Source organism: Sphingomonas sp. PvP018 (assembly GCF_017876865.1).
GTDB classification, from domain to species: domain Bacteria; phylum Pseudomonadota; class Alphaproteobacteria; order Sphingomonadales; family Sphingomonadaceae; genus Sphingomonas; species Sphingomonas aerolata.
In genome coordinates this window covers 71,113-96,267 of sequence record NZ_JAGIOU010000002.1, presented here as the reverse complement: position 1 = coordinate 96,267, position 25,155 = coordinate 71,113, and the positions used below count along the sequence as shown (strand labels likewise).

Here is a 25,155-nt window from a genome sequence, read left to right as displayed (position 1 = left end):
GGACGGACCGCTCCTGTTGCAACGCGGCAACAACATCGTATGATACGCTATATCATGTCGCAGCTAGATTGAGGCTTATGCCCGATAATAACGGTAACCCTATTGCTATCCACGAACTGGCGGTTGCCTACGGCAACCATCGCGTTCTCGACGGTCTATCGCTCGATGTTCCCGCCAGCAGCATCACGGCATTGCTGGGTGGCAACGGAGCGGGCAAGTCGACCACCCTGTCCGCTTTGCTCGGCTTTGTGCGTGCCGATGCAGGACAGATCGCAGTCTGCGGCATCGATCCAGGTGCGGACGCTGACGCGGCACGCCGACGCATTGCCTATCTCCCCGAGAACGTCGCGCTGTACGAGCATCTGAGCGCTGTTGAGAATGCCGATTACCTGTTGGCACTCGCTGATCAACGTCAGGACCGGGGAACGATCACCAATGCGCTGGCATCTGCCGGGTTGCAGGACCGGGCGTGGGACCAACGGCTGGGCGGCTTCTCCAAGGGTATGCGGCAGAAGGTCGCGATTGCAGTGGCGTTGCTGCGCGAAGTGCCGGTGCTGCTGCTCGACGAGCCGACCTCTGGTCTCGACCCGCGCGCAACCGCCGACTTCAACGCGCTGCTCCTGAAAGTCCGCGACCGTGGCACCGCGGTGCTAATGGTAACGCACGACCTCTTATCTGCCGCCGATGTCGCCGACCGGATCGCCTTCCTTGAACAGGGCAGGATCGTCGAGGATGTCACGGCCACCGGGTCCGAAAGATTCGACATTCGCGCCCTGCATGCGCGGTTCCAAATCGGCGTAGGGACCCGTGCGGCGTGAGTGCGACCCACCTGATCGCGCGTGACGAACTTCGGTTGATGGCACGCAACCGCGTCGCGGTAATCGCGCTTGTTCTGCTCGTCCTGCTGACCCTGGCGGCTGTACTCAGTTCATGGTCGCACCAACGCGGCATCGCCGAGCTGCGCACGCGGCATCAGCAGGTGGCTGCTGCGGCGTTCAAGGCTCAACCTGATCGCCACCCGCACCGTATGGTCCATTACGGCACCTTCATCTATCGCCCGCTGGGGGCGTTGGCCGCGTTCGATCCCGGTGTCGACGCCTTCACCGGCAACAGCATGTTCCTCGAAGGCCACCGCCAGAACAGCGCTAATTTTGGCGACGTCCGGCAAAGCTCCTTGCTGGTTCGTTTTGGGCAACTTACCCCCGCCTTCGTCCTCCAGGTAGTTGCCCCATTGCTGCTGATCTTCCTGGGCTTCGGCGTGCTGGCGCGCGAGACCGAACGAGGAACACTGCGATTACTGATGCTGCAGGGTGTCTCGCGCGGACAGCTGGTGCGTGGCAAGCTTGCCGCGCTCGGGATCGTGGCCTTGATCGTCGGATTACCGGCGATGATCGGTTTTGTCGCAGTCGTCGCGCAACCCGGCACGCTGGCGTTGCCAATGGCGGCCATCGGGCTTGGCTATGCGCTGTATCTTGCATTGTGGGTCGTCCTGATCCTGCTCGCGTCGGGGTTTGCCCGGCGCGGGCGTGATGCCCTCCTTGCACTGCTGGCAATATGGACGGTCGCGGTCGTGCTGCTGCCGCGCATCGCCCCCGACATTGCGGGGGCCGCGGTGCCGCTCCAGAACCGTCTTCAGACCGATGTCGCCATCGCGCGCGACCTGCGCCAGCTGGGCGACAGTCACAATCCCGATGATCCGCATCTGGCAGCCTTCAAGCAGTCTGTCCTGCAGCGCTACGGCGTAACCCGGGTCGAGGATCTGCCGGTGAACTACAAAGGACTGCTCGCGATGGAGGGGGAGCGGCTGACGTCCGGCCTGTTCGATCGCTATGCAGGTGCCAGCTTCGCGGCGCAGACCGCTCAGAACCGGTTGGTCGATGCGATCGGTGTGCTGAGCCCAACGATCGCGATCCGCGCGCTGTCGATGGCCGCGGCGAACACCGACTTTGCCGGACATCGCCGCTTCCTCGAACAGGCGGAGGCGTATCGCTACGCCTTTGTGCAACGTCTCAACCGGATGGAGGCGAAGAACGTTAGCTACGCCGACGATATAGCCGAGGATGCGGGTGCCGATCGCCGCAAGCGGATCGCAGCGGACAATTGGCAACATATGCTAGATTTCGCCTTCGTTGCGCCAAGCGCCGCGGCGCTCGCGACCGCAGCGCTGCCCGGGATCATTATTCTGGGACTGTGGCTGGCGGTAGCCACACTGCTGCTCACACGGGTGACCCGTCGTCTAGGAGCCCGTCAATGACGCTGTGGATGCATGAACTGCGCCTGCTGCTCCGTGCGCGACTAAGCGTCGCGGCACTGATCCTGCTGGCCATACTCACCGCCGCTTCTGTCACCGCGGGCATGGTGGAAACTTCCCGGCAGCGTACCGCGATCGCCGCAATCCCGGCCGCGCAGTCCGAAGATATTGCGGCCGTCGCCGACTATGTCGATCGGACCAAGGACGCGGGCAGTGCGGGCTATTACAGCTTCCACCCAACGTGGGACGCACCCTCCCCGCTGGCCTTCGCCGCAATCGGGATGCGCGACGTCACGCCCTACATCTTGCGCGTCCGGGCTTTGGGATTGGAAGCACAAATCTATGACGGCGACGTCTTCAATCCTGAGCTCGCTCTGCCGGGCCGGTTCGATTTCGCGTTCGTGCTCGTCTTCCTCGCGCCGCTGTTCGTCGTGGCGTTGTTCCACGATCTGACGTCCGGAGAACGCGAGGCGGGGCGGCTGCGAATGCTGGATGCTCTACCGCGGGGCGGCGCAACGCTGCTGCGGCGACGTATGCTGTTGCGTATCGCGCTGTTATGGGCGGCGCTTGCCGTGCCCTTCCTCGTTGCCGCGGTAGCGTCCGGCGTTGGGGGCGCAGCTATCCTGGCGGTTCTCGCTGTGATCCTCGCCTATCTCCTGTTCTGGATGGCGCTTGCCGTACTGGTCGCGAGACTCCGCTGGAGCTCGGTCGCAAACGCTGCCACGCTGGCAGCGTCCTGGCTTGTACTGGTTCTCGTCCTGCCGACACTGGCGCACGTCGCAATCAACCGCGCCGTGCCGATCGGTCAGGGCGCAGAGATCGCGCTTGCCCAGCGCGAGATGGTCAACCGCGCCTGGGACATTCCCCGCGAAACGACAATGCGCCGCTTCTATGCCGGTCATCCCGAATGGGCGGACTCCGCCCCGCTCGGATCCACCTTTCATTACAAATGGTATTTCGCCTTCCATCAGGTCGGGGATGAAAGCGTCGCGACCAAGGTCCGTGCTTATCGAAGCGGGTTGGAACGCCGCGATGCCGCTGCGCGCATGCTTGGGTGGGTGCTGCCTTCGGTGGGAGTACAGGCTTTGCTGACCCGGCTGGCTGACACCGACGTTCGCGCACAGCTGGCATATCAGGACCGAGTGCGTGCCTTCCACGCCAGGCTGCGCAATTTCTACTACGGGTATCTGTTTCGCGACCGGCCGTTTGGCAGAGCCGACTTTGGCCGGGCGCCGAGCTTTACCACTCGAATAAATGCTGCGGGTGGATCAGGCGAGGCTGCCGACCAGTGACGATACCGCCCCTCAACGGCGGTGATCGCTAACCCGGCGCTACCAGGCCTTCCGCTCTTCAAAAAAGCGGCCACCAGCAATTCGCCAAACATAATAAGATAACATCACCTAAGGGGATCTACATGCGATCATTCGCGATAGCGCTTGCCGCCACCGCTGCGATGCCGATGCCTGTGTTGGCGCAGGAGGTCGTTCGGGAAGCCGACGCAGTCGAAGACGACGATGAGGCCGGCGAGATCATCGTTACCGGCAGTCGTTTTGGTGGCCGCACGGCAACGCAATCGTCGACGCCAGTGGACGCCATATCGCGCGAGGCGCTGCAACAGAGCGGGCGTGTTGATCTGATCCAGATGCTGAAGGTTCAGGTGCCGAGCTTTAGCGCTCCGCGACCGCTGGCATCAGGTGTCGGCGATTTCATCCAGCCACCGTCCCTGCGCGGACTAGGGGCCGGCGAGCTGCTCGTGCTGATCAATGGCAAACGTCGCCACACCACGGCCGACCTTAATTCGAGCAACGGCATCGGTCGTGGCGACGTCGCGGTTGATTTCAACGCCATCCCGACCCTTGCCATGTCGAGGATCGAAGTGCTGCGCGATGGTGCTGCCGCCCAATACGGCTCGGACGCGATCTCGGGGGTCATCAACATGATCCTCGACCGCTCGCTCGGCACCATCGCGCAGGCGGGCTATGTGCAGACTACGGAGGGCGACGGCGACACCTACGAGGCAAGTGCCTCCACAGGCATCCCGCTCGGAGCGAACGGCGTTCTGCGCCTGACCGCAGCTTACCAAGACCGGGATGGCACCAATCGTGCGCGGGCGGATACGCGGCAGCAGTTTTTTGGGACGAACGCCGTTGGTCGGCCAGTCGCGCCTTCTGGCAATTACGGCTCAGGTGTTGGACTGACACCATCGAACGGGACGCTCGACCTGCGGGAAGCCGGGTTCGACCGGAACGTATTTCAGCAGGGCGACCAGCCAAACCGAAACTACCAGCTCTTCTACAACCTCGTCGCGCCCCTGCCAGGGGGGACCGAGCTTTACAGTTTCGGTGGGTACAATCGCCTCGATGGCGACATCCAGTATTTCTTCCGCCGTCCTGGACAGGACGAGACGGTACGCGCGCTCTACCCGGACGGTTACAGCCCAGGCCTCGACACCAGGCTGGAGAACATTTCCACCGCGACGGGTCTGCGTGGAGACGACCTGGCGGGGTTCGGTTGGGACCTGTCGACCGTCTATGGCGTTAGCACCGTCCGCACGACTTACGTCGACAGCGTCAACGTGTCCCTGGGGGCTGCCTCCCCATCGCGCTTTTACCGTGGCGGTAGCGACTTTTATCAATGGACCTCGAACCTCGATTTCACGCGAGAGATCCCGGTCGGTGACGATCAGCCGTTCAGACTGGCTTTCGGCGCCGAGTATCGCGAGGAAGCCTACCGTCTGTTCTCGGGGGCGCCCGATGGCTATCGCAATGGCGGGGTATTGATTCCGGATGGCCCCAACGCCGGTCGTCCGGGGCCGATAGGTTCGCAACCCGGACCGAGTAATGGACCCGATGATCATGCGTCGATCGCTCGCGACAGCGTCGCGATGTATGGCGAAGTGGAAAAGCAGTTCTTCGACCGGCTGCTTCTATCAGGTGCGGCCAGGCACGAACGTTATTCCGACTTCGGCAGCACCACGAATTTCAAGGCTGCCGGGCGGCTCGGTCTGGTCGGCGGGCTGGCGCTGCGAGGCTCTTATAACACCGGCTTTCGTGCGCCTGCGCTGGCACAGTCCGGCTATAACGCATCGAATACGCTGATCCTCAACGGTGCCCAGGCGATCGTGCGGGTGGCGGCAGTCGACAACCCTGCGGCGCGCCTCGCAGGTGCGACCGATCTGAAACCTGAACAGTCACGCAACCTGTCGATCGGCACGGTATTTGAGTCGGGTGGTTTCGCGGCGACACTCGACGCCTACCGGATCAAGGTGCGTGATCGCATCGCCATCTCATCGACCTTTCAGGACGCGCGCCTGACCAACTATTTGGCCGCCAATGGGCAGTCTGGCTTTGCTGCGTTGTCGTTCCTGACCAACGCGGTCGACACGGAAACCAAGGGCATCGATCTGGTTATAAATTATCGGCACCGCTTCGGAGACGGAAGCAGGATCAAGGCCACGCTTGCGGGTAATTATAACAAGACGACGTTCGACAGGATCGCGGGCACCCCGGCTCCTATCGCGGCGCTGGGCATCACTACGCCACTTTTTGACCTTACCCAGCAACTCCGCTTTTCAGACAGCCTACCGCGCGACAAGATCACACTCGATCTGAATTATGCGCGGGGACCGTTTACGTTGTCCGTCACGAACACCCGGTATGGGCGCGTCGCGACGGTAGCATTGCTCAATCGTACGCCGGCCCAGGTAGCAGCATTGGTACAGGGCTATGACGTTCGCTTGATTCCCTCGACAGGTAGCGCGGCGAACTCAGACATAATCCAGCGCTTTGGTGCCAAGGTCCTGACGGATATCGATGTCGGCTGGCAGGCAACACGTGCATTGAGGCTGAGCGTAGGAGCGCAGAACGTCTTCAACATCTACCCAGACGAGAATATCGCCTCAACGGTCTCCAGCGTTGCGGTCGGGAGCAATGGCGCCGACAATGCTGGCACCCAGCCTTACAACGCCGTTTCTCCCTTCGGATTTAACGGTCGATCCGTGTTTATGCGCGGCAGTTATAGCTTTTAGCGGGGAAACCGGTTGAGTGATCCGCTTAAATCGAACGTTACAGTCTTGCTATTTCGCCGCGGTTTTGACGAGACCGCGAGACTGTAGCCACCACACAAGCTCGCTGAACCAGTGGTCGCTCGTCGTACCTTTCGCGTGCAGATCGAACCCGTGGCCACCTTTTTCGTACAGGTGCAGCTCGGCTGAAGCTCCTGCCTGCCGCCATGCAGTGTAGAGCAGCACGGGATCGTTCCGCTGGTACTCGTCATCTGCCGCACCGGCGATGAATGCCGGAGGCGCATCTTCCGGGACCGGCGTCCGAAGTCCGCCGTAGATCAGGCCTACAAAGTCAGGCCGCGACGCTTTGGCGCCGATTGCCAGATCGGCCGCAAGATACGCGCCCGCTGAAAATCCAATCACGCCAACCTTGTGAGGATCGATGCCCCACTCGCGCGCGCGTTCGCGGACGATCGCCATGGCGCGCGCGCCGTCCTCGATCGCATGAGGCTCACCGGCGAAGCGCGGCATCTGCATCGGTCTGCCCGTTTCCGCCCGCGACATGACGATGCCCATCTCTTTCATATGGACATCCGGCATCCGCATCGGCCCGTCGCCGCTCCGGATCGTCCGGTACTTCAACACGAAGGCAGTAACGCCACGGCCGGCCAGTGCCCGCGCCACGTCCGTGCCACCAAAAGTGTAGCCGAGGGCTACGAAGCCACCACCGGGCGCGACGATCACGGCGGTGCCGTTGGCGACCAGGTGCAGGGCGATACAGCTCCAGCGTCGGTTCGCTGACATCGTAGATCATCGTCTCGCCGGTCTTCATCCGGTCCCGCACTTCCGGGACACCGAGCGACGGAACACCGCCCTTTGCATAGAGGGGAATGATCTTCCCGCCGGTCGCCGGTGCCCGCGCGCTTGCAGCCGGCGACAGAGGGGCGACTGCCACGCCTATGCTTGCCAAGGCGATCCAGCGCCTCGCCAGCTTCGCCATGGTCATATCCGCACCTTGAGCGTGACATAGGCCGAACGGGGCTGGTTGGGCGCGACCACTGGATAACCAAGGTAGGAATAGGGATCGAAGGCTCGTCGATTTCCCAGATTGACCACCGACGCGCCAAGGGTGAACCGACCAATGTCGTAAGACGCCTGCGCATCGATCGCGGCATAGCCCGGTACTGCGAGGGTATTGGGCAGCGTCAGCTCACGCGAGGTAAAAGCGCTGATGCCTGCACCGAATGACAAGCCCTTGGCCGTACCGTGCAATACCCGGTAGCGAGCCGCGACCCGCCCGCTACTTTTCGGAACGCGAGCGAGCCGGTCGCCAGGTGCCACACCATCGTCACGGGTATCGGTGTAGGCGTAATTGGCGAGGAGCGAGAAGGCCGGTGTCGGCTCCCACACCATGTCCACCTCAACCCCGCGCGCGCGCTGCCGTCCGCTTTGGACGTAGAAGCCGACATTGGCGGGATCGGCGGTGACGACATTGTCGTGAGTCTGCCGGAACACCGCTATCGTGCCGGAGAGGCCCGTGCCGGTAAGCGCCAGCTTCACGCCGCCCTCGATATTGCTCGACGTCTCCGGCACCGGCGTCTGCGTGCCGATGAAGCCGAAGGGCGCACGGAATGCGGTCGCATAGCCCGCGAAGAGGGCGACGCCTTTCACCACGTCGAGGGTTGCACCGACGCGGGGTGAGACGTGGGTGTAGGTCTTGTCGTTGGCGACGCCGATGTTGCTGTTCTCGACGAACTTCAGCGAGGTGACGCGCAAGCCTCCGGTCAGGTGCAGCGGACCGTAGGTTGCCTGATCCTGGATGTAGCCAGCAAACGTCGTAAAGCGATCGTCGGTATAAGAGTTGACCGGTAGCTGCGGCGTGTAGCGCAGATCGTAGCTCGGGTCAGACAGGTCGATCGTGCCCGAGGGGGAGTCGCTGACGAACAGGCCCATTGCGCTGTAGAAGCTGGTCCAGTCGTAGTTGACGCCGATGAGCACCTTGTGCGTGCCCCCAAGCAGATCGACGTCGCCGGCCAGATTGGCATCGACGGTCGCCTCTTTCGTGTGGTTTCTCATGGTGATCGGGAACACGTCGTAGAGCGGTGCGACGGTCTCGGTAGGGAAGAGGCCCGGATAGACGAAGCTCCCCTGCTCATTGATTTTGCTCGAATAGTAGCGGCCGCTGACCGTCAGCTTCAGACGGTCGGAGAAGGCGTGGTGCAGCGTCGCCTGCCCCATGCGGATGTCGTTCGTCGTCAGCGGCTGATCGATCGGCGAGCCGGGAAAGGCGTTGCGGTCGATCGTGCCGGCCAGCGCGGCATCGGCAGGCAGGCCGGAATATTCGAGATTGCTGCGATGGCTGAACTGCCCCTGGAGCAGGAGATCGGTCGCAGGCTCGATCTGGAACGAGACGCTGGGTTGCACCGACCAACGCTCGCCATGCACCTTGTCGATCCAGCTATCGTTGCTCTGATACTCCCCGGTGAGCCGCGCCGCGATTCCGTCAGCCAGCGGCACATTGATGTCGCCGTAGGGGTTCTAGGTCGAGAAACTCCCCGCGCGCATCGCCAGATACCCGCCTGCCTTATCGTTCGGCCGGACGCTTTCGAGATTGATGACCCCGCCGAGCGGCGTGCCGATCCCCCCACCATAAAGGGTAGCGGTCGGCCCCTTGAGAACGTCGATCCGCTCGACGCCTACCAAGCTGTTCGGGTCGTAGGCCTGCTGGTTGCCGGCGAACACAGACAGCCCGTCGAGGTAGACTTCGGCCGGAAAGCCGCGAATGATCGGGGGGATGAAAAGCACCTCGTCCGACCGCGTCGGGGTGACACCCGAGACGTTGACCAGTGCGTCACCGAGCGTGTGACGATCCTGCTCCTGGATCAACGTCCGCGTCAGCACCTGGACCGACTGTGGCACCTGGATCAACGGCGTGGCGGTTCGGGTCGCTGCGGTCGTCTCCGGTTCGGCGTAAGTCTGACGCTGGCCGGTTACGACGATGTCGCTACCCGCCCAGCTGGGCGTCTGCGGCGTCTCGTTCGCGACGGTTTGTGCTTTAGCGGGCGATGCAAACCAAATGACAGCGATGACGGTGAGGCTCGCAAAAGCGAACGAATGCCGCCCGATCATGCCGCGATCCCTAACCGCCTGGCGGCAGCTGCAACTGCGGTATCGACCTGCGCGTCCATCCACGGCGTGCGACCGGTCAGTTCGGCGACTCGCTTCGGACCGGCCTCCTTTGGTGTACCATTCCGAAAGGGTGGTTCGGGCGCATATTCCATGAGGAGCTGAACCCGTCGTGCCGCTTCCTCATCCTTCAGGCGTGCCGCGAGCGTCAGGCCGAAGTCGATGCCTGCGGTGACACCGCCCCCGGTCATGCGGTTGCGGTCAATCACCACCCGCTTGTCGACGTGGCGCGCGCCCATGCGTGGCAGAAGGTCTGCAACCTGCCAGTGCGAGGTCGCATCATAGCCCCTGAGCAGCCCTGCGGCCGCCAGCGCCAGGCTACCGGTGCACACGCTCGTCACCCACTTCGCACGTGATCCGCGATCGGCGAGAAAGGCCATGACGGCGGGATCGTTCATGCAGTCGACCGTCCCCATCCGCCCACCAGGTACGAACAGCACGTCGATTTGTGGCGGCACCTCGTCGAAGGTGTGGGTCGCCGCAATGGGAATGCGGACATCGGTCGGGACCGGCACCTTGTCCTTCCAGACAAGCTGGACGTTGCAGCGTAGCATGTTGAATACGGTCATGGGCCCGATCAGGTCGAGTACGACCATCTTGGGATAGACTAGCATCGCGATCTTCGGCGCATCTGCCGGGATCGCCATCATGTCGCGCATGTGCTGCGCTCCAGGATCGGTCGGCGTTTGGGCGGATGCAGGCAGCGCTGCTGCGGTACCGCCAAGGGCGGCAAGCGCCAGCATCTGACGCCGATCGAACGGCGAAGAGAGATTGGTCATCGGTTTTCTCCAAGGCGGTAAGCAAGGCTGATGGTCGCGCGGCGCAGGTTGGCCGCGTAGCAAGTGCCGGCCGATGGGCAGGCGCCGACATATTTCTTGTTGAGCAGGTTCGAGACGTTGCCGGCGAGCCTGAAGGAGCCAAGGTCATAGTGGACGGCTGCATCGAATACCGTTGCGGACGGGACCGCCAACGTATTGATGGTGTCGGCCCAGCTCCGGCCGACGTGGCGGACGCCCCCTCCCAGCCCGAAGCCTGGAAGGATGCTTTGCGCCGGCAGGGTGTAGTCGACGAAAGCCGAGGCGCTGAACCCTGGCGTGCCGGTCGGCGCCTTGCCGAGCGTCGATGCGACGCCCTCCCGGTTTTCAATTCTGAACGCGGTAAGGGCGGCGGTTATGTTGAGCGTCGGCACGGGCCGCGCCTGCACCTCGATCTCCCCGCCGCGCGAGCGGACCAGACCGAGCTGGCTCTGGTTGGTCGGAAAGCCCGTGACGGGGTTTGAGACCAGGATGCCGTCACGCTCGATTGAGAACAGCGAGGCCGAGGCGATCAGTGGGAAGCCGCGCGCCTCGTATTTGATCCCCGCTTCCCAGGCTTCGCCGCTTTCGGGCCGGTAATATTGTCCTGTCGCCGCTTCCGCGCCGATGACTGGCGTGAACGAAGTGGCGTAGCTGACGTACGGCGCGAGGCCGATGGGAGTGACGTAGCTCAGGCCGGCGCGATAGGTCGTCTTGTCCGGTTCACCCCGCGCTACTGCCCCGGTCCCACTAGTGCCGGTAATGCCGATCCAGTCGTGCCGCGCGGACAGCAAGGCGACAAGCCCGCCCAGCGTAATCCGGTCCTGTATGTAGAGGCCGGTCTGATCGAGCTTCTGGCGTGTGGTTGACGGCGCCCCAAGCGCAGGGAGTGCTACGTTGTAGACGGGTGCAAAAATGTCGAGCCGCGGCGCGGTGCCCTGACGCTGCGAGCTGGCCGTCCGCGAGAAGCTGTAGTCGATCCCGGCAGTCAGATCATGAGCTAGCCTACCGGTCTTGATCGTCCCTGACAGGCCATTGTCGATCGTGATGTTGTCGAGCCAGGCGTCCTGCCGCGAATTGCCACGGTTGAGGTAGTAGCGTCCGCCCGCCAGCACGGGGTTGCCGGTGAACTGCCCGAAAAGTCCGACATAGGTCAGGTCGATCTCGGCATAGCGGCCGTTGGAGACGAAGCGCAGGTCATCGCCGAGCTTCGTCTCGAAGGTGTAGCCCGCCTCATATTGATCGCGGTCATAGCGATCGACGGACGGGTCGCTGACGAACAGGTCGATCGGAATCTTCCGACCGTCGCTGAGTGGCGTGACGAAGCCAGCATAGGGCACGAAGCCGGTCGGGCGCTGCGACCTGTCGCGCGTGTAGCTGCCACGCAGCGTCAGCGAGGTATCACTGGTCGGCGTCCAGCCAAGCGCTACCGACCCGTACGTGCGATTATCCTGTGCCAGCTCAACCTGGGTATCGCCGCGGCGGACGAGCGCATTAACCCGGACCGCCAGCGTATCCGAGATCACGCCGCCCAGATCGGTCGAGCCATAGGCGCTGCCATATTCGTCGATGCCCGCCTCGATGTTAGCGATCTTGCGGCGGTTCGGGGCCTTGGAAACAATATTGACGAGGCCGCCTGCGCTGCCGCTGCCATACAGAACCGAGGACGGCCCCTTGAGAACCTCCAGCCGTTCGATCCCCTCCGCGGGCGTCGTCCAGGACAGGAAGGCACCGGAATTATAAAGGACGAGCCCGTCCTTGAAGAAGTTGGAATTGGCGAAACCGCGGAGCTGGTAATAGTCGATCCGCGTATCGCTGCCGAACGCCTGGCTGCGGACGCCCGAGGTGTAGTTCAACGCTTCCGCGACGGTGCGCAGGTTCAGCGTGTCGATGAAGTCGCTGTCGACGACCGAGATTGCCTGCGGCGTGGACAGGATCGGCGCGTCGGACTTGGTCGCGGCGGTGCTATTAGCGACGACGAAGTTTCGACCGGTGACGATGATATCGTCACGACGCGACTGGTCTGTCGCCCTGGCGCGGGCGTCACGCCCGGGTTCGGCGCTTTGCGCCAGTGTCGGCGAGGCCGACACGGTGCCGGCGAGCAGCGCCAGCAGAGTAAGGTTTTTCATTTCCCCCCCAGGGTCTTCAGATATTTCTCATGGTCCGCGGCCGTCCCGACGAAGCGCTTCATGCGCGCAAGGCGTTCGGGCGGCAGCCCGGCTTCGGCCGCGGCAAGCCGATCGGCGATCCATCCCGCATTGAAGTCAGGCACGCCGGCCTGCTTCAAATTTTCCGCGCGACGGATGGAGTCGCCGCTGCACAGCAGCAGCGACCAGCCATAAGTACCGCGCTCGAACAGCGCCCGACCGCCAAAGTCACCTTGCGTCCAGTCGGCGATCGCATGATCGCCGCTCAGCACGATTGGGCCGACATCGATTGGCGCAAGCGGGCTACCGAAATGCGCTTCGGTCGCCGCGCGTACCTTGCTTTCGTCGAGCACAGTGTTCGGGATGCAGCCCGTGAGCAGCAGGGCTGCGACCGGCCACCACCATCGCTCAGGCATCGATCAGCCGCTTCAGTTGGGCGACCGCCTGAGATTCGGGCGACTTGGCGTCCATCGTGTCGACGAACTGCCCGTTACGGTCGAACAGCAGGATGCGCGCGGTGTGGTCGATCGTGTAATCGCCGTTCGGAAGCGGCACCTTCTCGACATAGATTTTGTAGGCCTTCTCCATCCGTTTCAGTTCAGCCGGATCGCCGGTGAGGCCGAGGACGGGCGTATCGAACATCGACAGGAAGCTCGCGACATCCTCGGCCTTGTCGTGACCGGGATCGACCGAGACGAAGACGACGTTCATCTTGTTCGCCTTCGCCCCGAGTTTCTGATGGAGGAGCGCCATGCGCGCCATCGTCGTCGGGCAGACATCGGGGCAGCGGGTAAAGCCGAAGAAGATCGCATAGGGCTTGCCCTTCAGCGTCTCGTTGGTGACCGTTTGTCCCTTGGTGTCGACCAGCCGGAATGGACCGCCAGGTCCGTCCTTCCGGGGCGCAGCAGCAGCCCGCTGACTTGCTGTGCTGGCCTCGTTCGAGCAGCCGGTGACTGTCGCGTTTATGCCAACGAACAACAGTGCGCTGAGCGCGGTGCCGCGAAGAATGCCGCGGGTGCGATGGTCGAGCATCAGTTGTGCCCCCCGTGTCCAGCTTCCGGAACAGCTGCGCCGGCTGCGCCAACCTTGAAGTGGATCGTGAGGGTGCCCGCACGCGCGAAACGCAGCGTCGCGGGAACTCGCTCGCCTTCCTTCAGCGGAGCCTTGAGGCCGATCAACATGATATGGTTGCCGCCCGGCGCGAGCGACGCTTCACCACCCGCCGACACTTCAAGGCCATTTGGAAGCGGCCGCATCCGCATGATGCCGTTGTCCAACGACATGGTGTGGATCTCGACCTTTGCGGCACGGGGCGAGCTGGCGGCAATAAGCCGATCCGGTTGGGCACCATCATTACGGATCGTCAGATAACCAGCGCCGACGCTGGCCCTAGGAGCCGTAGCCCGCGACCAGGGATCGGCAGCTGTGATCGAACCCTTGCGGGCGTCCTGTGCAAACGCAGGTACGGCGAGCGTGGCGACGAACGCCAGCGCGACACGGTAGGTCATGGATATTCCTTGAACGAGACGACGCAACCGCTCGATTGGAATAGCAAACCGTGGTGCGCGGCGCCGGAAGGCCACCGCACGGATCGGCAATCGCTACCCGATCGAGAGCTGCACCGAGCGACAGGCAAAGCCGGTCACAAACCCTTTCCGGTCGAACCGGAAAGTCGGCGTACTCAGATCAATGGAACAGCGGTGGACCGCGCAAAGGCGGGCGCAGGTAAGGCGTTGCAGGAATACGGGGCCGCGGCACGGCGTGAAGCGCCATAGCCGCGACGAGCGCAAGTGCCGCAATCAGTAGGATGGGATCGGCACCGCCGAGGACTTGGGCCGACAAGCTGGAGAAGGCGCACGGCATCTCCGTCTTGCCATGTTCCTTCGACCTCCCGTGTTCGGGCATCGCATGATCCATGCCGGGCATGTCCATCGTCATGGACGGCTGTTGCGCGACAACACCCGAGCACAGTGTGATGGCGACCCGGCCATGATCGTTGGAGACCATGTAGCCAGTCGGAATCACAAGGCGCAGCGCCATAGCCGCGACGCAAATTAGCGCAGCGATTTGGCTATGGGCCAGAATGAGACGCCGGAGGACTTGCACATCCCCGCACTACGCGGACTGTTAGGCAGTGTCACTTGGACATTCCGCCCGCATAGGCCAGCCTAAAACACCGTCTCCTTCGAAAAGGCCATAGCCTCCAGGCGGCGTCGACCAACGCCACCTGCTTTAACAACAGCTGACGGACCGCTTTTCCTTCCCATGATCGCGGTAACCCAACGAGTTGCCGAGCCGCCGCGCAACGTTCTCGAGCCCGACGCCGGATCTGCATCGTTGGGTCCCGTCCCGGTTAACGCTTGGGCACCAGACCTGGCATGACCTATCGCCAGGATTAAGGGCCGTCCGTGCCGCGGGCGGTCGGCTCTTGCGGGACGTGCGCCAAATCACTTCGCAAAGGGCGCGGCGTGCGGTTCTGTTCCCCATGCGGCATAGCAGTCCGGCAACGAGCGCGACGCCTGCTTCCAGATTGCCGGGGTCTGCTTAGATTTGCAATGACAGCGTGTTTTCGCCTGCGCCTTGTGCCATAGCGGTCTGGCTTGGGCATGGCTTGAACACCATCCTTGGCCCGCATGTGCGGTCGAATGCTGGGTCCCCGATTTTCGTCGGGCGGCCCGCGAAATACAAGACCTTGCTACCGCTTGTCGGTGCGGGGAATACGTGGGGCGTGGTTACCAGTGTTCCCGCGTGTTCAACCGTCCCGGCTACGGGTGGTTGATGGAACGTGCTCCATGTCCTTGATCAAAAATTTGCTTACGAGGTTCCGCCGGCTTCAAAGCCCAGCAAAGGCTTTCTCCGGCAGCGGTTCGGGAATGCTTCAGATCGAAGCGCTGGTGCAGGCACATGGCGACTGGCTGGCACTTCTGGCCACGATACTGGAACGCGAACGCGTGATTTCAGGCGCCGAACTCGCCCGCACCCTGTCCGAATTTGCCGCGCATACAGCCGAAGATCGCCCTGCCGAGGGACAGATCCTTTCCTTTTGGGCATCTCGCTTGAACGACACCGCCGCAACCGTCGGCAAATTCCCGTCCGTCCACTAGGGCCATCGCTCATGCCGGGTTGCGGTCGAAGCTGATCGCTGAGTGTTTCTGACTTCGGCCTTTTTCGGAAGTGAGTGATCGGCGAAGCGTTGTGGGCGCTGGAACGTCACCTCTTCGTCGCGTTCGCGCGACGCCTGAACCCTGTGAAGTGGATTTGATAAACGGAGCCCGTCAGGAGTTACCCCCGATATGGAGCCGAATCATTTCGCATTCCGAGGTTTCTCCAGAGCATGCTGACCAACGAACCGGGCAGACGTCCTGCCGAACAGACGCCCCCACCCCCGACGCCCGATGTAAGCGCACCGGATCGCATTGCCCGCCTGACCGATCGACAACGGTCTTATCTCCGCCTTGTGCTTCAGAACCGCAACTCGAAGGAGATCGCGGCGGCCACGGGTAGCAGCCACCGGGCGGTCGATAAGCAGCTGTTAAAGGCCAATAATATCCTCGGTGTGCCGACCCGTTTTGATGCCGCGCGGCTCCTGGGGGAGCACGACGGAGGGGTAGAGGCCTTACCCCCTGCAAACGACCTACCTTCCGCGCCACCAACTTTCCCGCTTCCCCTCCCATTGCCGACCGCTGGGGCGGCAGCGAATATGCTCACCTGGAAGCAGGTTGCCTTCTGGACCGCGATCATCTCGATCGCGACCCCCTTGGGCCTAACTGCGGCCGGCATGGCGATTGTAACGCTGCTTCTCCTGCTCGGGCTGAAACCACTGTGATGGGCGCGCGGTGCCCAAGGAGCCCTTATGCAATCCCTTTCGAACACAAGCCGGATCGTCGCGGACGAGCTGCGCAGAGCGGAGCGATCGATCAATCTAGCCGCACGCGATACGGCGCAATTTTTGCTCACCACGCTCGAGGCGACGGAGGCGCACAGCCTATCCGCCGCGATGACGCAGCGCACGGTGAAGGCGACGGTCGCGGCGCTGGCGGCCCTCGTCGAGGGCCAGGATCAGATGGCAATGCGAGCGCATCTTTTTGTCGAGAAGGTCGGTCGCCAACTGGGTCTGACCGAGACAAGCTGGGGCGAGAATTTGCCGAAGCCTTCATCTGCTTCGCTCGAGGAGATCGACTTTCCGCCGATTGTCGAGGTTACGTCACCGCAGGGGTAGCGGCCGGCGGGCCGGGAGAAATCCTATGAGCGCCCAGATAATCCTCGCGGTCATCTTCAACGTCGTCATGGTCGGCGTGCTGCTTTTCGCAGCACTCCGAGGAGGCAGGCCCGAGCGATTGGGCGCTTTCATCAACATGGCGGGGTTCGCCACGACAACTGCTATTCGATTGATCGCGGCGAGCGAAGGCTGGGCTCCAGGTGAGGTATCGATCCTGGTGATTGATGCGGGCGTCGCCGCCGGATTCTTCTGGCTGGGCATATCGACAATCCGCTTCTGGCCGATCTGGGCAGCAGGCTTTGCTGTAGCCGATCTCTTCATGAGCATCTTCGGCGCCCTGCTGCCGCGCGTGCCGCTCTTTGCCTACCACACCGGGCTCGGGATTTACGCCTACCTCGCGCTTGGCGCGCTTGCGCTTGGCACGTTCCGCTTGCCGGCGAACGCCGAGCCCTACATCCGAAACGGATCAAGACGATTATGGGTGCAGCATCTGAAGGAGACGACCTGATCGACGTCGTGGTGCGGCTGCCGCGCAAGGCGATCGAGGACACTTTGCTGTTTATGCCGCCAGATGCAAGAGACCTGTCCGAGCGCAGGCTTGCCGAGGCCAGGGCGGTGTTGGTCGGCCGGCGTCGGCGGGCGACCCACTTCAACGGGGTCCGCTTCTATGATCCGAGCTGGGACATGATCCTGGAGCTTTACGTGGCCACGTGCGAGCGGCGCCGCATCGCTGTGTCCCAGCTTTGTAAGCTGAGCGGAGGCTCGACGACCACCGCTTTACGCCACATCGAGCATCTCGAAGCGCTTGGATACATAGTCAGACAAACGGATCCCGACGACGGACGCCGGCTGATCGTCGGCACGCTCACTCCCCTTCTTGCTGCTTCGGAGCAGTGGCTCGATCTTCAGATCGCCGAGTCCCGAATACAGGATCGGAGATCGGGCTGACGACTTCTACGGGTCACGCTCGACTCCGTTCTTTCGGTCGCCAGTGACATATCGAACGATCGAAAAAGTCCCATCCGATCTACCGCTAGGACAGACGGCAGCAGCCAATTTCGAGCCTAAATTTGCAATTCCTCGCTGGCTCAACTGCCATTTCCCCGCCACGCCTATCCGGCGCTTCGCGGAGGAGGATGCTCTCCTTCTGCGCTACATGTCACGTAAGACAGCCGAATCGCACGATTCTCACGCCGTTACCGAAAGCACGAGCGAGAGCGCGACAGCGTTACCGATAGCACGTGCCTTGGCAGCACGGCGTTATCGATAGCACGAGCGGAGATCGACGCTTCGTTACCGATAGCACGTGATTATTGCCCATCCCGTTACCGATAGCACGATTCATCGCGCACGACCGAGCCGCCAGCGATGCTTAACAATCGACGTTGTGGATCGGCTCAACGCTGACCGCCGCCGTCCACCCGGGCGGGCGCCACAACGATCAAGGGGGACGCTGTGCGGACATGAAAAACCCGGCACGAGGCCGGGCTTTTCGGGACGCCTGCTAGGGCGGATGTGAGAACCCTCACTTAGCTGGCTCCCCTTCATATTGCTACCCCAAAGCGCCGACCGTGGCGCCACGGAGTCGCTTTGTCTGCACGGGCTCCCCTCCCAGGGAGAACGAACGATGGCTGCTGCCCAAAGCCCCGGCCGGGGACTACGCCGGTTTGACGAGCATGCCGCCAAGGCGACGAAGCTTGTCGATGAATTTTGCGGGCTCGAGACCGGAATGGCACCTTCCAACGCGCTTGCGGCGCTCAAAAGGGCGGCTCCTTACATGGGCGTGCCCCTGCGCGTGGTCTCCGTCATCGATCTTCTGTTTGCCTGGACGAAGCCGCAGGACTGGCAGGGTGGACAAATCCCTGTCGTTTGGCCGTCGAACGACCTGCTCGCGCAAAAGCTGGGCGTAACCGTCCGACAGGTTCAAAAGCTCTTGAATCAGGCACAGGCCTTCGGTCTGATCAGCTTTCGGGATAGTCCTAACGGTCATCGTGGTGGACGCCGCGGGGCCGACGGCTTCATCACGTGGGGCTACGGCATCGTGCTCGCTCCGATCGGGACCAGGCTTCAAGAATTTGCTGCCCGCGCGGCCAAGGGAGCCGCAGAGGACGCGGCACTGACAGTGCTCCGCAAACGCCTTGCCGCTGCCCGCAGGAATATCAGGGCTCTGGCCCAAACGGCATTCGATGCCGATCTTCACGAATTGAAGGCGGGTGACGATCTTGCTTTGGCGTTGATGGCCACCGACCAGATGCGGTGCGTCCGCGACGCCGGCCTTCTGACGGCCTGTGTGGAGCAGATCGAAGAGCGTGCGCGTCGTCTTGCCGGGGCTGTTTCGTCCAAGATTGCCGTCCTCAACGCGGGTAACGATCAGAATGATAGTTCATGCTGGGATGGACCTGAGGACATCCACTCTACAACTACAACCCAACTGCAATCTGCTAAAGCAGATACCGGTAGTGGCTTGGCGAAAAAGAGTAGTGAAAATGGGGACGCCCTCCCCTCTCAACCTCAAACTGCCGTCGACGACGATCTCGAGAAACACGGTGTCGATCCGGAATTCATGATGTCGATCGCGCCGGAGCTCTGTTCCGGTCTGCTCCACCGCGACGGATCGTGGGGTCAGGTGGTCGCCACCGCGGAGCGGCTTGCGGGTCAGTCGGGGATCAGCAATCACGCGTTCAAGGAAGCCTGTCGCATCATGGGCCAGCGCGGTGCTGCTGCCTCCGTCATCGCCACCATCCAGAAATACCGGCGCGGCGAGGTTCAGCGGCCCGGCGCATATCTTCGCGGAATGAGCAGCAAAGCTGACAAGGGCGAATTGAACCTTGGGCGGACGCTCCACGGCCTCAAGGACACGAGCCGCGCGGTCGCCATGCGGGGGATGTCCGATGGGACCGATGCGACGCCGATCGGGAGCCTGATGTCGCGGCTGGTTTCCCGGGGAGCCGGACTACGATGACGGGGTCTCGTCATCCTTTCAAAGGCCTGGACCTCGTACTGCACACCTGGTCTTTGAACGGCTTTCACGGCGTTACCGATAGCACGAGTCCCGACCGAGTTTGCGGTGGCCCGCACCTACCGAAATGTAAAACACACCCCGATTACCGGCTAAATCGCTCCAAATCCTCGTGCTATCGATAACGCGGTCGCTTATCCGACTGCAGGTTTGCGGCCGATCCGCTATAAGCGGCCTTGCTACGTGAAGCTGGTGGGAGCCCCGACGATGGATTCGCGAGAAGTCGCTCTCACCCAGGGTAAGCTGTTCGACTATCTCGACAGCCCGCTGCACGGCAAAGTCCGTGGCGAGCAGAGCATCATGGACTTTCCACTCTTCTCGTTAGCGAAGCGGCCTCAGATGGAGGCCATGACCTATGAGATGGACGGCGTCAAAATTGAGATCAAGCCCAGTTCGAGCGGTATCGCGACGATGTGGGATAAAGAAGTTCTGATCTACGTCTTGTCGTTGATGGTGCAGCATATTGGTCGGACCGGAGGTGAAGTACAGAATGTTTTCACCTTCAATGCACATGACTTCTTCCGGGCGACAGGCGTCGGACGCCCATCGAAGCGTGATTACGATCGCTTCATCGAAGCGCTCGGTCGTCTGCAGGGCACGCAGATCCGGACGAACATCAAAACTGGCACCGTGGGGACGAAGGGCTTCTTCTCCTGGTTCGCGGAAGCGCAGGCCACCACTCGCGAAACGGCGAGCGGCGTCGATCAACTCATGCCGGTCCGCGTCCAGCTCTGTGACTGGCTTGTCCGCGCGGTCTCGCGTGACAGTCGTATCTATGACTACCACAACGACTATTTCCGTCTCGGCTCGATTGAACGACGCCTTTATGAATTGGCGCACTGCTACTGTCGTGATGAAGAATATGAAATGCCTCTGGAAATGCTGGGTGCGAAGATCGGCTCCACGTCGCCGCTCCGCACGTTGAAAAGTCAGCTAAAAAAAATCGCAGCCGAGAATAAAATGCCCAGCTACTCCATCGAAGTGCGGGAAGTTGTTCCGGAGGTCCCTGCGCGGGATAAACTAGGCCGACGGGTCGGGAAGCCCGAGACGGTCGTCGTGATGAAGCCCAAGGATCGTTTGACAGGAAGTCGAGCCGCGTTGGCCGCCTGATATCGATCCATATGCCTGACGTCCTGCGCGACTATCTGCGGCAGACGTGTCCCGACCGGCTTTGGAAGATGGCTTCGCGGTAGCGATGCTTCGTCGGGCACAACGCGTTCAGAGGAGAGGGAGCCTTCGGCTTGTTGATCCGGTGATGAGCACCGGGCGACAAGAAGGAAGCCCTCGATGCGCACCTCAGCCGCAGCTCTCGAACTCGATTTCACCGAACCGTCAATCACCGCCGCCAAGGCCGTCGCCGACGCCATTGCCCGGAATGGATCGCTCCAGCGCGACACGCTGCTGTGGGTCATGGAGCAAGCCTATGGCAATTCGTCTGCAGATGGTCGCTGGTCGCTCCGCGACGCCTACGACATGCTCGAACTCGGCGAGGTTATGTACCTCGCAAAAGCAGACCTTCCCCCCGATCCCGGCGCTTGTGTCGCGGCGCTTACCGAACTGGTCGCCAATCTGCCGACCCACACTGTTCGCAGCGAGGAGCAAATCGAGCTCCAGCAATTCTCGACCCCAGCCCCGATCGCCTACCTCGCTGCGCTCGCTGGCAGGATTGCGGCTACGGATCTGGTCCTCGAGCCCTCTGCAGGCACCGGCCTGCTTGCTGCCTTCGCGCACCGCGCCGGTGCCCGCCTGGTTCTTAATGAGATCGATCCGGCCCGCGCCGAGATGCTTGGCGCCGCCTTCCCCGGCGTCGCTGTCACCCGCCACGACGCCGAGCTGATCGACGATCTACTCGAACCAACGATCCGGCCAACGGCCGTCCTCATCAATCCGCCCTTCTCGCGCAGCATCGGTCGCCACGCCGACCGCCAAGCAGCGTTCCGGCATCTTCGCGCCGCCTTGAGGCGTCTCGGCACGGGAGGCCGCTGCGCCGCCATCCTGCCCGACCGCGTCGACCCGTCGAGCCGCGCCTGGGCCAAGGCGACCGAGGGCTGTACGCTGACGCTGCACCTTGAATTGCCGGCGAATGCCTATGCGAAGCATGGCACCAGCCAACCGGTGAAGATCATCGTGCTGGAAAAGGGGACCGGCACGCCTGCCGAGCTGATCCGCTGCGCGACGCTCGCCGATGCGCTCGCGGCGATCACCGCCAAGGCCGCTCCGCCTGTGTCCGAGCCTGGCCTGCGCACGGCCTCGCTGATCATCCGCCCCAGCGGGCGCAGCTTGCTTCTTGGCGGCTTGGCGAGCAAACCGCGGCTGAGCGCACCCCCCGCAAAAGCCGCGCGGTCTCAGACCGCGACCCCGATCGACTATACCGTGTTCGCCGAGCCACTTCCGACCGGCGAGTCTGTCGGTGTGTACCTGCCCTATCGGCCTAGCCGCATCGCGATCGGCTGCGCATCGGCGCATCCAACCGCTCTGGTGGAATCGATCGCCATGGGCTCGATCACAGCGCCACGGCCGACCTACATCCCCACGCTCCCGCACGCCGTCGTCGATGCGAAGACGCTCTCCGACGCCCAGCTCGAGACGCTGATCTACGCCTGCGACGCCTTCGAACGCGACATCCCCGGACTGTTCAAACCCGTCGAGGAGGGGCTGTCGATCGCACCGTCCGAGGATGGCCGTCCGTACCGGACCGGCTTCTTCCTCGGTGACGGCACCGGCGCCGGCAAGGGCCGCCAAGTCGCCGCGATCATCCTCGACCAGTGGCTTCGCGGTTGCCACAAGCACATCTGGATATCGAAGACCGAAACCCTGCTCGAAGATGCGCGTCGCGACTGGACCGCTGTTGGCGGTCTCGCGCTCGACGTCCAACATCTCAACCAGTGGAAGCTGGGCACCCAAATCGGCGCAGCCGAAGCCGTGCTGTTCCTTACCTATGCGACGCTGCGCTCCAATCGCGGTGACAAGGGCACGCGGCTCCAGCAGATCCTCGAATGGGTCGGTGACGACTATGACGGCATGATCGTGTTCGACGAGGCGCACGAGATGGCCGGTGTCGCAGGAGGCGAAGGTAGTTTCGGCACGAAACAAGGCTCCGACCAGGGCATCGCCGGCGTCCGTCTCCAGAACCTCCTGCCGCGCGCCCGAGTCCTCTACGTGTCCGCGACCGGCGCATCCGACGTCAACAATCTGGCCTATGTAACGCGGCTTGGCCTATGGGGTCCGGGCACGGCGTTCGCCGATCGCCGGACCTTCGTCGACTCCCTGCGCCGAGGCGGGATCGCCGCGCTGGAGCTGATCGCGCGCGACCTGAAAATGCAGGGCCTTTACGTCTCGCGTGCGTTGAGCTTCGCCGGTGTCGAGTATGACATCCTCGAACACAAGCTCACCGTCGACCAGATCGAGGTTTATGACGCCTATGCCGATGCCTGGGCGATCATCCACAGCAACCTTCGCGCGGCGCTGGACGCGACCCGCGTGACGGACAGCTTCTCGAACGACACCTATAATAGCGGCGCCAAGGCCGCCGCGTTGTCGATCTTCGAGTCCACCAAACAGCGCTTCTTCTGCCAACTCCTGATCGGCATGAAGCTGCCCTCGCTCGTACCCGCGATCCGCGCCGATCTCGCCCGCGGCGAGAGCGTTGTGATCCAGCTCGTCTCGACGTCCGAGGCCATGCTCAACCGGGCACTTGCCGCGCTCACCGTCGAAGAACGGACTAACCTCGATATCGAGTTGTCGCCGAGGGAGTTTCTCATGTCGTACCTCAAGGCCGCCTTCCCGGTCCGGCAGATGAAAACCTTTGTCGACGAGACCGGCAAGACGCGCTCCGAACCGATGTCGGACGAGGACGGCCGCCCCGTGTTCAGCCGAGAGGCGCTGGAGATGCGCGACAATCTACTCGAGCAGCTCTGCGCGCTGCCCATCGTCGGATCCGCGCTCGATCATATCATCGGCCATTTCGGCACCGACGCCGTTGCCGAGGTGACGGGGCGCAGCCGGCGCGTCATCATGGACACCCACGGCCGCCAGCGCGTCGAAAGCCGCTCGCCCCGCACCAATCTCGCCGAGACCGATGCTTTCATGCTGGGGCAGAAGAAGATCCTGATCTTCTCCGACGCTGGCGGCACCGGCCGCAGCTATCATGCGAGCCTGACGTGCGAAAACCAGTCGCGCCGCAACCATTACCTCCTCGAGCCGGGCTGGCGTGCTGACGCTGCCATCCAAGGCCTCGGTCGCACGCACCGGACGCATCAGGCGACCGCACCGCTGTTCCGGCCGGTGTCGACGGACTGCCGGGGCGAACGTCGCTTCATCTCGACGATCGCGCGCCGGCTCGACAGCCTGGGTGCGCTCACCCGCGGCCAGCGACAGACTGGCGGTCAGGGCCTGTTCGACCCGCGCGACAACCTCGAAAGCGACTATGCAAAGGAGTCGCTCGAACAGTGGTTCCGCCTGCTCGCCAATGGCAAGCTGCGCTCCACCACACTGGACGAGTTCCAGAAGCTCACCGGCCTCGAGCTGGAGGGCGAAGGTGGCGGGCTCAAGGAGGAGATGCCCCCGATCCAGCGCTGGCTGAACCGCATCCTCGCGCTGCGCATCGCCATGCAGAACGCGATCTTCGACGAATATCTCGGGCTGATCGAGGCCCGGATCGAGGCGGCCAAGGAGGCGGGCACGCTCGATCTTGGCGTCGAGAGCATCAATGCCGAGCGCATCACGATCCTCGATCGCACCGTCATTCGGCGCGACCAGACCAGCGGCGCCGAGACCGAGGTCCTACGATTGGAGACCGAGGAGCGCTACAAGCCGCTCGCGCTGGATCGCGCTTTGCGAACCTTAAGCGACGACGCCCGCCCGATCGTCAACCGCAAGTCGGGCAAGGCCGCGATCCGGTGCAGCACCTACTCGCTCACCGACGATGATGGCGAGATCGTGCGCCGCTACGAGCTGGTCCGCCCGACGCGCACCGAACGGATGCGGCAGGATCTTCTCGTCGAGACGATGTGGGAAGATGCGAGCGAGGCGGAGTTTTCCGCGCTCTGGCAGGCCGAGGTCGAGGAGATGTCGGGCAAGACCCGCACCAATACGCTCTACCTCGTCACCGGCCTGCTCCTGCCGGTCTGGGACCGCCTGCCCGACGATCACGTCCAGGTCTGGCGTCTCAACACAGATGACGGCCAGTCCTTCCTCGGCCGCATCGTCCCCGCCCCGCTCGTCACCAAGCTCGCGGACGCCTTCGGCATCGCCGCGACCATCACGGTGTCGGGGGCCGAAACCGCCAAGCACGTCCTGGGCACTGCCGAGATCACCGCGCTCGGCGCATACAGGCTGAAGCGCAGCCTGGTCGCAGGCCAGCAGCGCCTCGAATTGCTCGACTGGCCGCACACGCGCTTGGCTGAGCTGAAGGCGGCCGGGTGTTTCACCGAGATCATCCAGCACAAGACGCGGATGTTCGTGCCCGTGGCGACTGCCGCGACCGTGATCGACCGTATCACCGCCTGACACGATCGAGGCTCTCTTCCCGGGTCAT

The 25,155-nt window shown here is 62.9% G+C and carries 21 protein-coding genes; 12 read left to right on the top strand and 9 right to left on the bottom strand.

Features of this window, described 5'->3' with window-relative positions; genetic code table 11:
* Nucleotides 1-77: 77 nt before the first annotated feature.
* The 4 genes from J3A66_RS18540 (at nt 78) to J3A66_RS18525 (ending at nt 6,278) form a co-directional block, all read left to right on the top strand.
* Nucleotides 78-818 (top strand): ATP-binding cassette domain-containing protein, encoded by a 741-nt coding sequence (locus tag J3A66_RS18540; RefSeq protein ID WP_209570649.1) that lies wholly within the window; start codon nt 78-80, stop codon nt 816-818.
* Nucleotides 815-2,254: a DUF3526 domain-containing protein gene (locus J3A66_RS18535; protein WP_209570648.1), complete on the top strand. Its 1,440-nt coding sequence runs from the start codon at nt 815-817 to the stop codon at nt 2,252-2,254. The genes J3A66_RS18540 and J3A66_RS18535 overlap by 4 nt, the downstream gene beginning before the upstream one ends.
* Nucleotides 2,251-3,543 (top strand): DUF3526 domain-containing protein, encoded by a 1,293-nt coding sequence (locus J3A66_RS18530; protein ID WP_209570647.1) that lies wholly within the window; start codon nt 2,251-2,253, stop codon nt 3,541-3,543. The genes J3A66_RS18535 and J3A66_RS18530 overlap by 4 nt, the downstream gene beginning before the upstream one ends.
* A gap of 122 nt (nt 3,544-3,665) precedes the next feature.
* Nucleotides 3,666-6,278, top strand: a complete 2,613-nt coding sequence (locus tag J3A66_RS18525) for a TonB-dependent receptor (RefSeq protein ID WP_209570646.1) — start codon at nt 3,666-3,668, stop codon at nt 6,276-6,278.
* Nucleotides 6,279-6,326: 48 nt separating this feature from the next.
* Here the strand turns inward: J3A66_RS18525 and J3A66_RS18520 are convergent, their stop codons facing one another.
* From J3A66_RS18520 to J3A66_RS18480, 9 genes are all read right to left on the bottom strand, one after another.
* On the bottom strand, nt 6,327-7,058 hold the full coding sequence (locus J3A66_RS18520) for an alpha/beta hydrolase (protein ID WP_209570645.1): 732 nt from the start codon (nt 7,056-7,058) through the stop codon (nt 6,327-6,329).
* Between the two features lie 198 nt (nt 7,059-7,256).
* Complete coding sequence (locus J3A66_RS18515; protein WP_209570644.1) at nt 7,257-8,771, bottom strand: TonB-dependent receptor; 1,515 nt, start codon at nt 8,769-8,771, stop codon at nt 7,257-7,259.
* A 21-nt stretch (nt 8,772-8,792) separates the two neighbouring features.
* Complete coding sequence (locus J3A66_RS18510; protein WP_209570643.1) at nt 8,793-9,383, bottom strand: Plug domain-containing protein; 591 nt, start codon at nt 9,381-9,383, stop codon at nt 8,793-8,795.
* Nucleotides 9,380-10,219 (bottom strand): DJ-1/PfpI family protein, encoded by an 840-nt coding sequence (locus J3A66_RS18505; protein ID WP_209570642.1) that lies wholly within the window; start codon nt 10,217-10,219, stop codon nt 9,380-9,382. Before J3A66_RS18505 ends, J3A66_RS18510 begins: the two co-directional genes overlap by 4 nt.
* The gene (locus tag J3A66_RS18500; protein ID WP_209570641.1) at nt 10,216-12,363 is read right to left on the bottom strand and encodes a TonB-dependent siderophore receptor; all 2,148 of its coding nucleotides are present in this window, start codon (nt 12,361-12,363) and stop codon (nt 10,216-10,218) included. The genes J3A66_RS18505 and J3A66_RS18500 overlap by 4 nt, the downstream gene beginning before the upstream one ends.
* Nucleotides 12,360-12,797 carry a copper uptake system-associated protein gene (locus J3A66_RS18495; RefSeq protein WP_209570640.1) on the bottom strand — a complete coding sequence of 146 codons (438 nt, stop codon included), beginning with the start codon at nt 12,795-12,797 and terminating at the stop codon, nt 12,360-12,362. Before J3A66_RS18495 ends, J3A66_RS18500 begins: the two co-directional genes overlap by 4 nt.
* Nucleotides 12,790-13,413, bottom strand: a complete 624-nt coding sequence (locus J3A66_RS18490; RefSeq protein ID WP_209570639.1) for an SCO family protein — start codon at nt 13,411-13,413, stop codon at nt 12,790-12,792. Before J3A66_RS18490 ends, J3A66_RS18495 begins: the two co-directional genes overlap by 8 nt.
* Entirely contained in the window at nt 13,413-13,889 is a 477-nt protein-coding gene (locus J3A66_RS18485) for a copper chaperone PCu(A)C (RefSeq protein ID WP_209570638.1), read from the bottom strand. Before J3A66_RS18485 ends, J3A66_RS18490 begins: the two co-directional genes overlap by 1 nt.
* 178 nt (nt 13,890-14,067) lie before the next feature.
* On the bottom strand, nt 14,068-14,421 hold the full coding sequence (locus tag J3A66_RS18480) for a hypothetical protein (protein WP_245337152.1): 354 nt from the start codon (nt 14,419-14,421) through the stop codon (nt 14,068-14,070).
* A gap of 752 nt (nt 14,422-15,173) precedes the next feature.
* Here J3A66_RS18480 and J3A66_RS18475 point away from each other — a divergent pair.
* The 8 genes from J3A66_RS18475 to J3A66_RS18440 all read left to right on the top strand — a co-directional run bounded on the left by J3A66_RS18475 (nt 15,174) and on the right by J3A66_RS18440 (nt 25,127).
* Nucleotides 15,174-15,485 carry a hypothetical protein gene (locus J3A66_RS18475; protein ID WP_245337151.1) on the top strand — a complete coding sequence of 104 codons (312 nt, stop codon included), beginning with the start codon at nt 15,174-15,176 and terminating at the stop codon, nt 15,483-15,485.
* 230 nt (nt 15,486-15,715) lie between these two features.
* On the top strand, nt 15,716-16,207 hold the full coding sequence (locus tag J3A66_RS18470) for an RNA polymerase subunit sigma-70 (RefSeq protein ID WP_209570637.1): 492 nt from the start codon (nt 15,716-15,718) through the stop codon (nt 16,205-16,207).
* 27 nt (nt 16,208-16,234) lie between these two features.
* Nucleotides 16,235-16,600 (top strand): hypothetical protein, encoded by a 366-nt coding sequence (locus tag J3A66_RS18465; protein ID WP_209570636.1) that lies wholly within the window; start codon nt 16,235-16,237, stop codon nt 16,598-16,600.
* Nucleotides 16,601-16,625: 25 nt separating this feature from the next.
* On the top strand, nt 16,626-17,108 hold the full coding sequence (locus J3A66_RS18460) for a hypothetical protein (RefSeq protein ID WP_209570635.1): 483 nt from the start codon (nt 16,626-16,628) through the stop codon (nt 17,106-17,108).
* Nucleotides 17,078-17,548: a winged helix DNA-binding protein gene (locus tag J3A66_RS18455; RefSeq protein WP_209570634.1), complete on the top strand. Its 471-nt coding sequence runs from the start codon at nt 17,078-17,080 to the stop codon at nt 17,546-17,548. Before J3A66_RS18460 ends, J3A66_RS18455 begins: the two co-directional genes overlap by 31 nt.
* A 679-nt stretch (nt 17,549-18,227) precedes the next feature.
* On the top strand, nt 18,228-19,562 hold the full coding sequence (repC, locus tag J3A66_RS18450; protein ID WP_209570633.1) for a plasmid replication protein RepC: 1,335 nt from the start codon (nt 18,228-18,230) through the stop codon (nt 19,560-19,562).
* 264 nt (nt 19,563-19,826) lie between these two features.
* Entirely contained in the window at nt 19,827-20,729 is a 903-nt protein-coding gene (locus tag J3A66_RS18445) for a replication initiator protein A (protein ID WP_133192380.1), read from the top strand.
* Between the two features lie 177 nt (nt 20,730-20,906).
* Complete coding sequence (locus tag J3A66_RS18440; protein ID WP_209570632.1) at nt 20,907-25,127, top strand: strawberry notch-like NTP hydrolase domain-containing protein; 4,221 nt, start codon at nt 20,907-20,909, stop codon at nt 25,125-25,127.
* Nucleotides 25,128-25,155: the final 28 nt, after the last annotated feature.

What these genes read in the sequence shown, in the direction of transcription:
- J3A66_RS18465 (WP_209570636.1), top strand. Translation starts at nt 16,235, where the DNA reads ATGCAATCCCTTTCGAACACAAGCCGGATCGTCGCGGACGAGCTGCGC.
- J3A66_RS18460 (WP_209570635.1), top strand. Translation starts at nt 16,626, where the DNA reads ATGAGCGCCCAGATAATCCTCGCGGTCATCTTCAACGTCGTCATGGTC.
- repC (WP_209570633.1), top strand. Translation starts at nt 18,228, where the DNA reads ATGGCTGCTGCCCAAAGCCCCGGCCGGGGACTACGCCGGTTTGACGAG.
- J3A66_RS18440 (WP_209570632.1), top strand. Translation starts at nt 20,907, where the DNA reads ATGCGCACCTCAGCCGCAGCTCTCGAACTCGATTTCACCGAACCGTCA.
- J3A66_RS18485 (WP_209570638.1), bottom strand. Translation starts at nt 13,889, where the DNA reads ATGACCTACCGTGTCGCGCTGGCGTTCGTCGCCACGCTCGCCGTACCT.
- J3A66_RS18500 (WP_209570641.1), bottom strand. Translation starts at nt 12,363, where the DNA reads ATGAAAAACCTTACTCTGCTGGCGCTGCTCGCCGGCACCGTGTCGGCC.
- J3A66_RS18470 (WP_209570637.1), top strand. Translation starts at nt 15,716, where the DNA reads ATGCTGACCAACGAACCGGGCAGACGTCCTGCCGAACAGACGCCCCCA.
- J3A66_RS18530 (WP_209570647.1), top strand. Translation starts at nt 2,251, where the DNA reads ATGACGCTGTGGATGCATGAACTGCGCCTGCTGCTCCGTGCGCGACTA.
- J3A66_RS18475 (WP_245337151.1), top strand. Translation starts at nt 15,174, where the DNA reads ATGTCCTTGATCAAAAATTTGCTTACGAGGTTCCGCCGGCTTCAAAGC.
- J3A66_RS18455 (WP_209570634.1), top strand. Translation starts at nt 17,078, where the DNA reads ATGGGTGCAGCATCTGAAGGAGACGACCTGATCGACGTCGTGGTGCGG.
- J3A66_RS18525 (WP_209570646.1), top strand. Translation starts at nt 3,666, where the DNA reads ATGCGATCATTCGCGATAGCGCTTGCCGCCACCGCTGCGATGCCGATG.
- J3A66_RS18540 (WP_209570649.1), top strand. Translation starts at nt 78, where the DNA reads ATGCCCGATAATAACGGTAACCCTATTGCTATCCACGAACTGGCGGTT.
- J3A66_RS18445 (WP_133192380.1), top strand. Translation starts at nt 19,827, where the DNA reads ATGGATTCGCGAGAAGTCGCTCTCACCCAGGGTAAGCTGTTCGACTAT.
- J3A66_RS18495 (WP_209570640.1), bottom strand. Translation starts at nt 12,797, where the DNA reads ATGCCTGAGCGATGGTGGTGGCCGGTCGCAGCCCTGCTGCTCACGGGC.
- J3A66_RS18490 (WP_209570639.1), bottom strand. Translation starts at nt 13,413, where the DNA reads ATGCTCGACCATCGCACCCGCGGCATTCTTCGCGGCACCGCGCTCAGC.
- J3A66_RS18480 (WP_245337152.1), bottom strand. Translation starts at nt 14,421, where the DNA reads ATGGCGCTGCGCCTTGTGATTCCGACTGGCTACATGGTCTCCAACGAT.
- J3A66_RS18505 (WP_209570642.1), bottom strand. Translation starts at nt 10,219, where the DNA reads ATGACCAATCTCTCTTCGCCGTTCGATCGGCGTCAGATGCTGGCGCTT.
- J3A66_RS18520 (WP_209570645.1), bottom strand. Translation starts at nt 7,058, where the DNA reads ATGTCAGCGAACCGACGCTGGAGCTGTATCGCCCTGCACCTGGTCGCC.
- J3A66_RS18510 (WP_209570643.1), bottom strand. Translation starts at nt 9,383, where the DNA reads ATGATCGGGCGGCATTCGTTCGCTTTTGCGAGCCTCACCGTCATCGCT.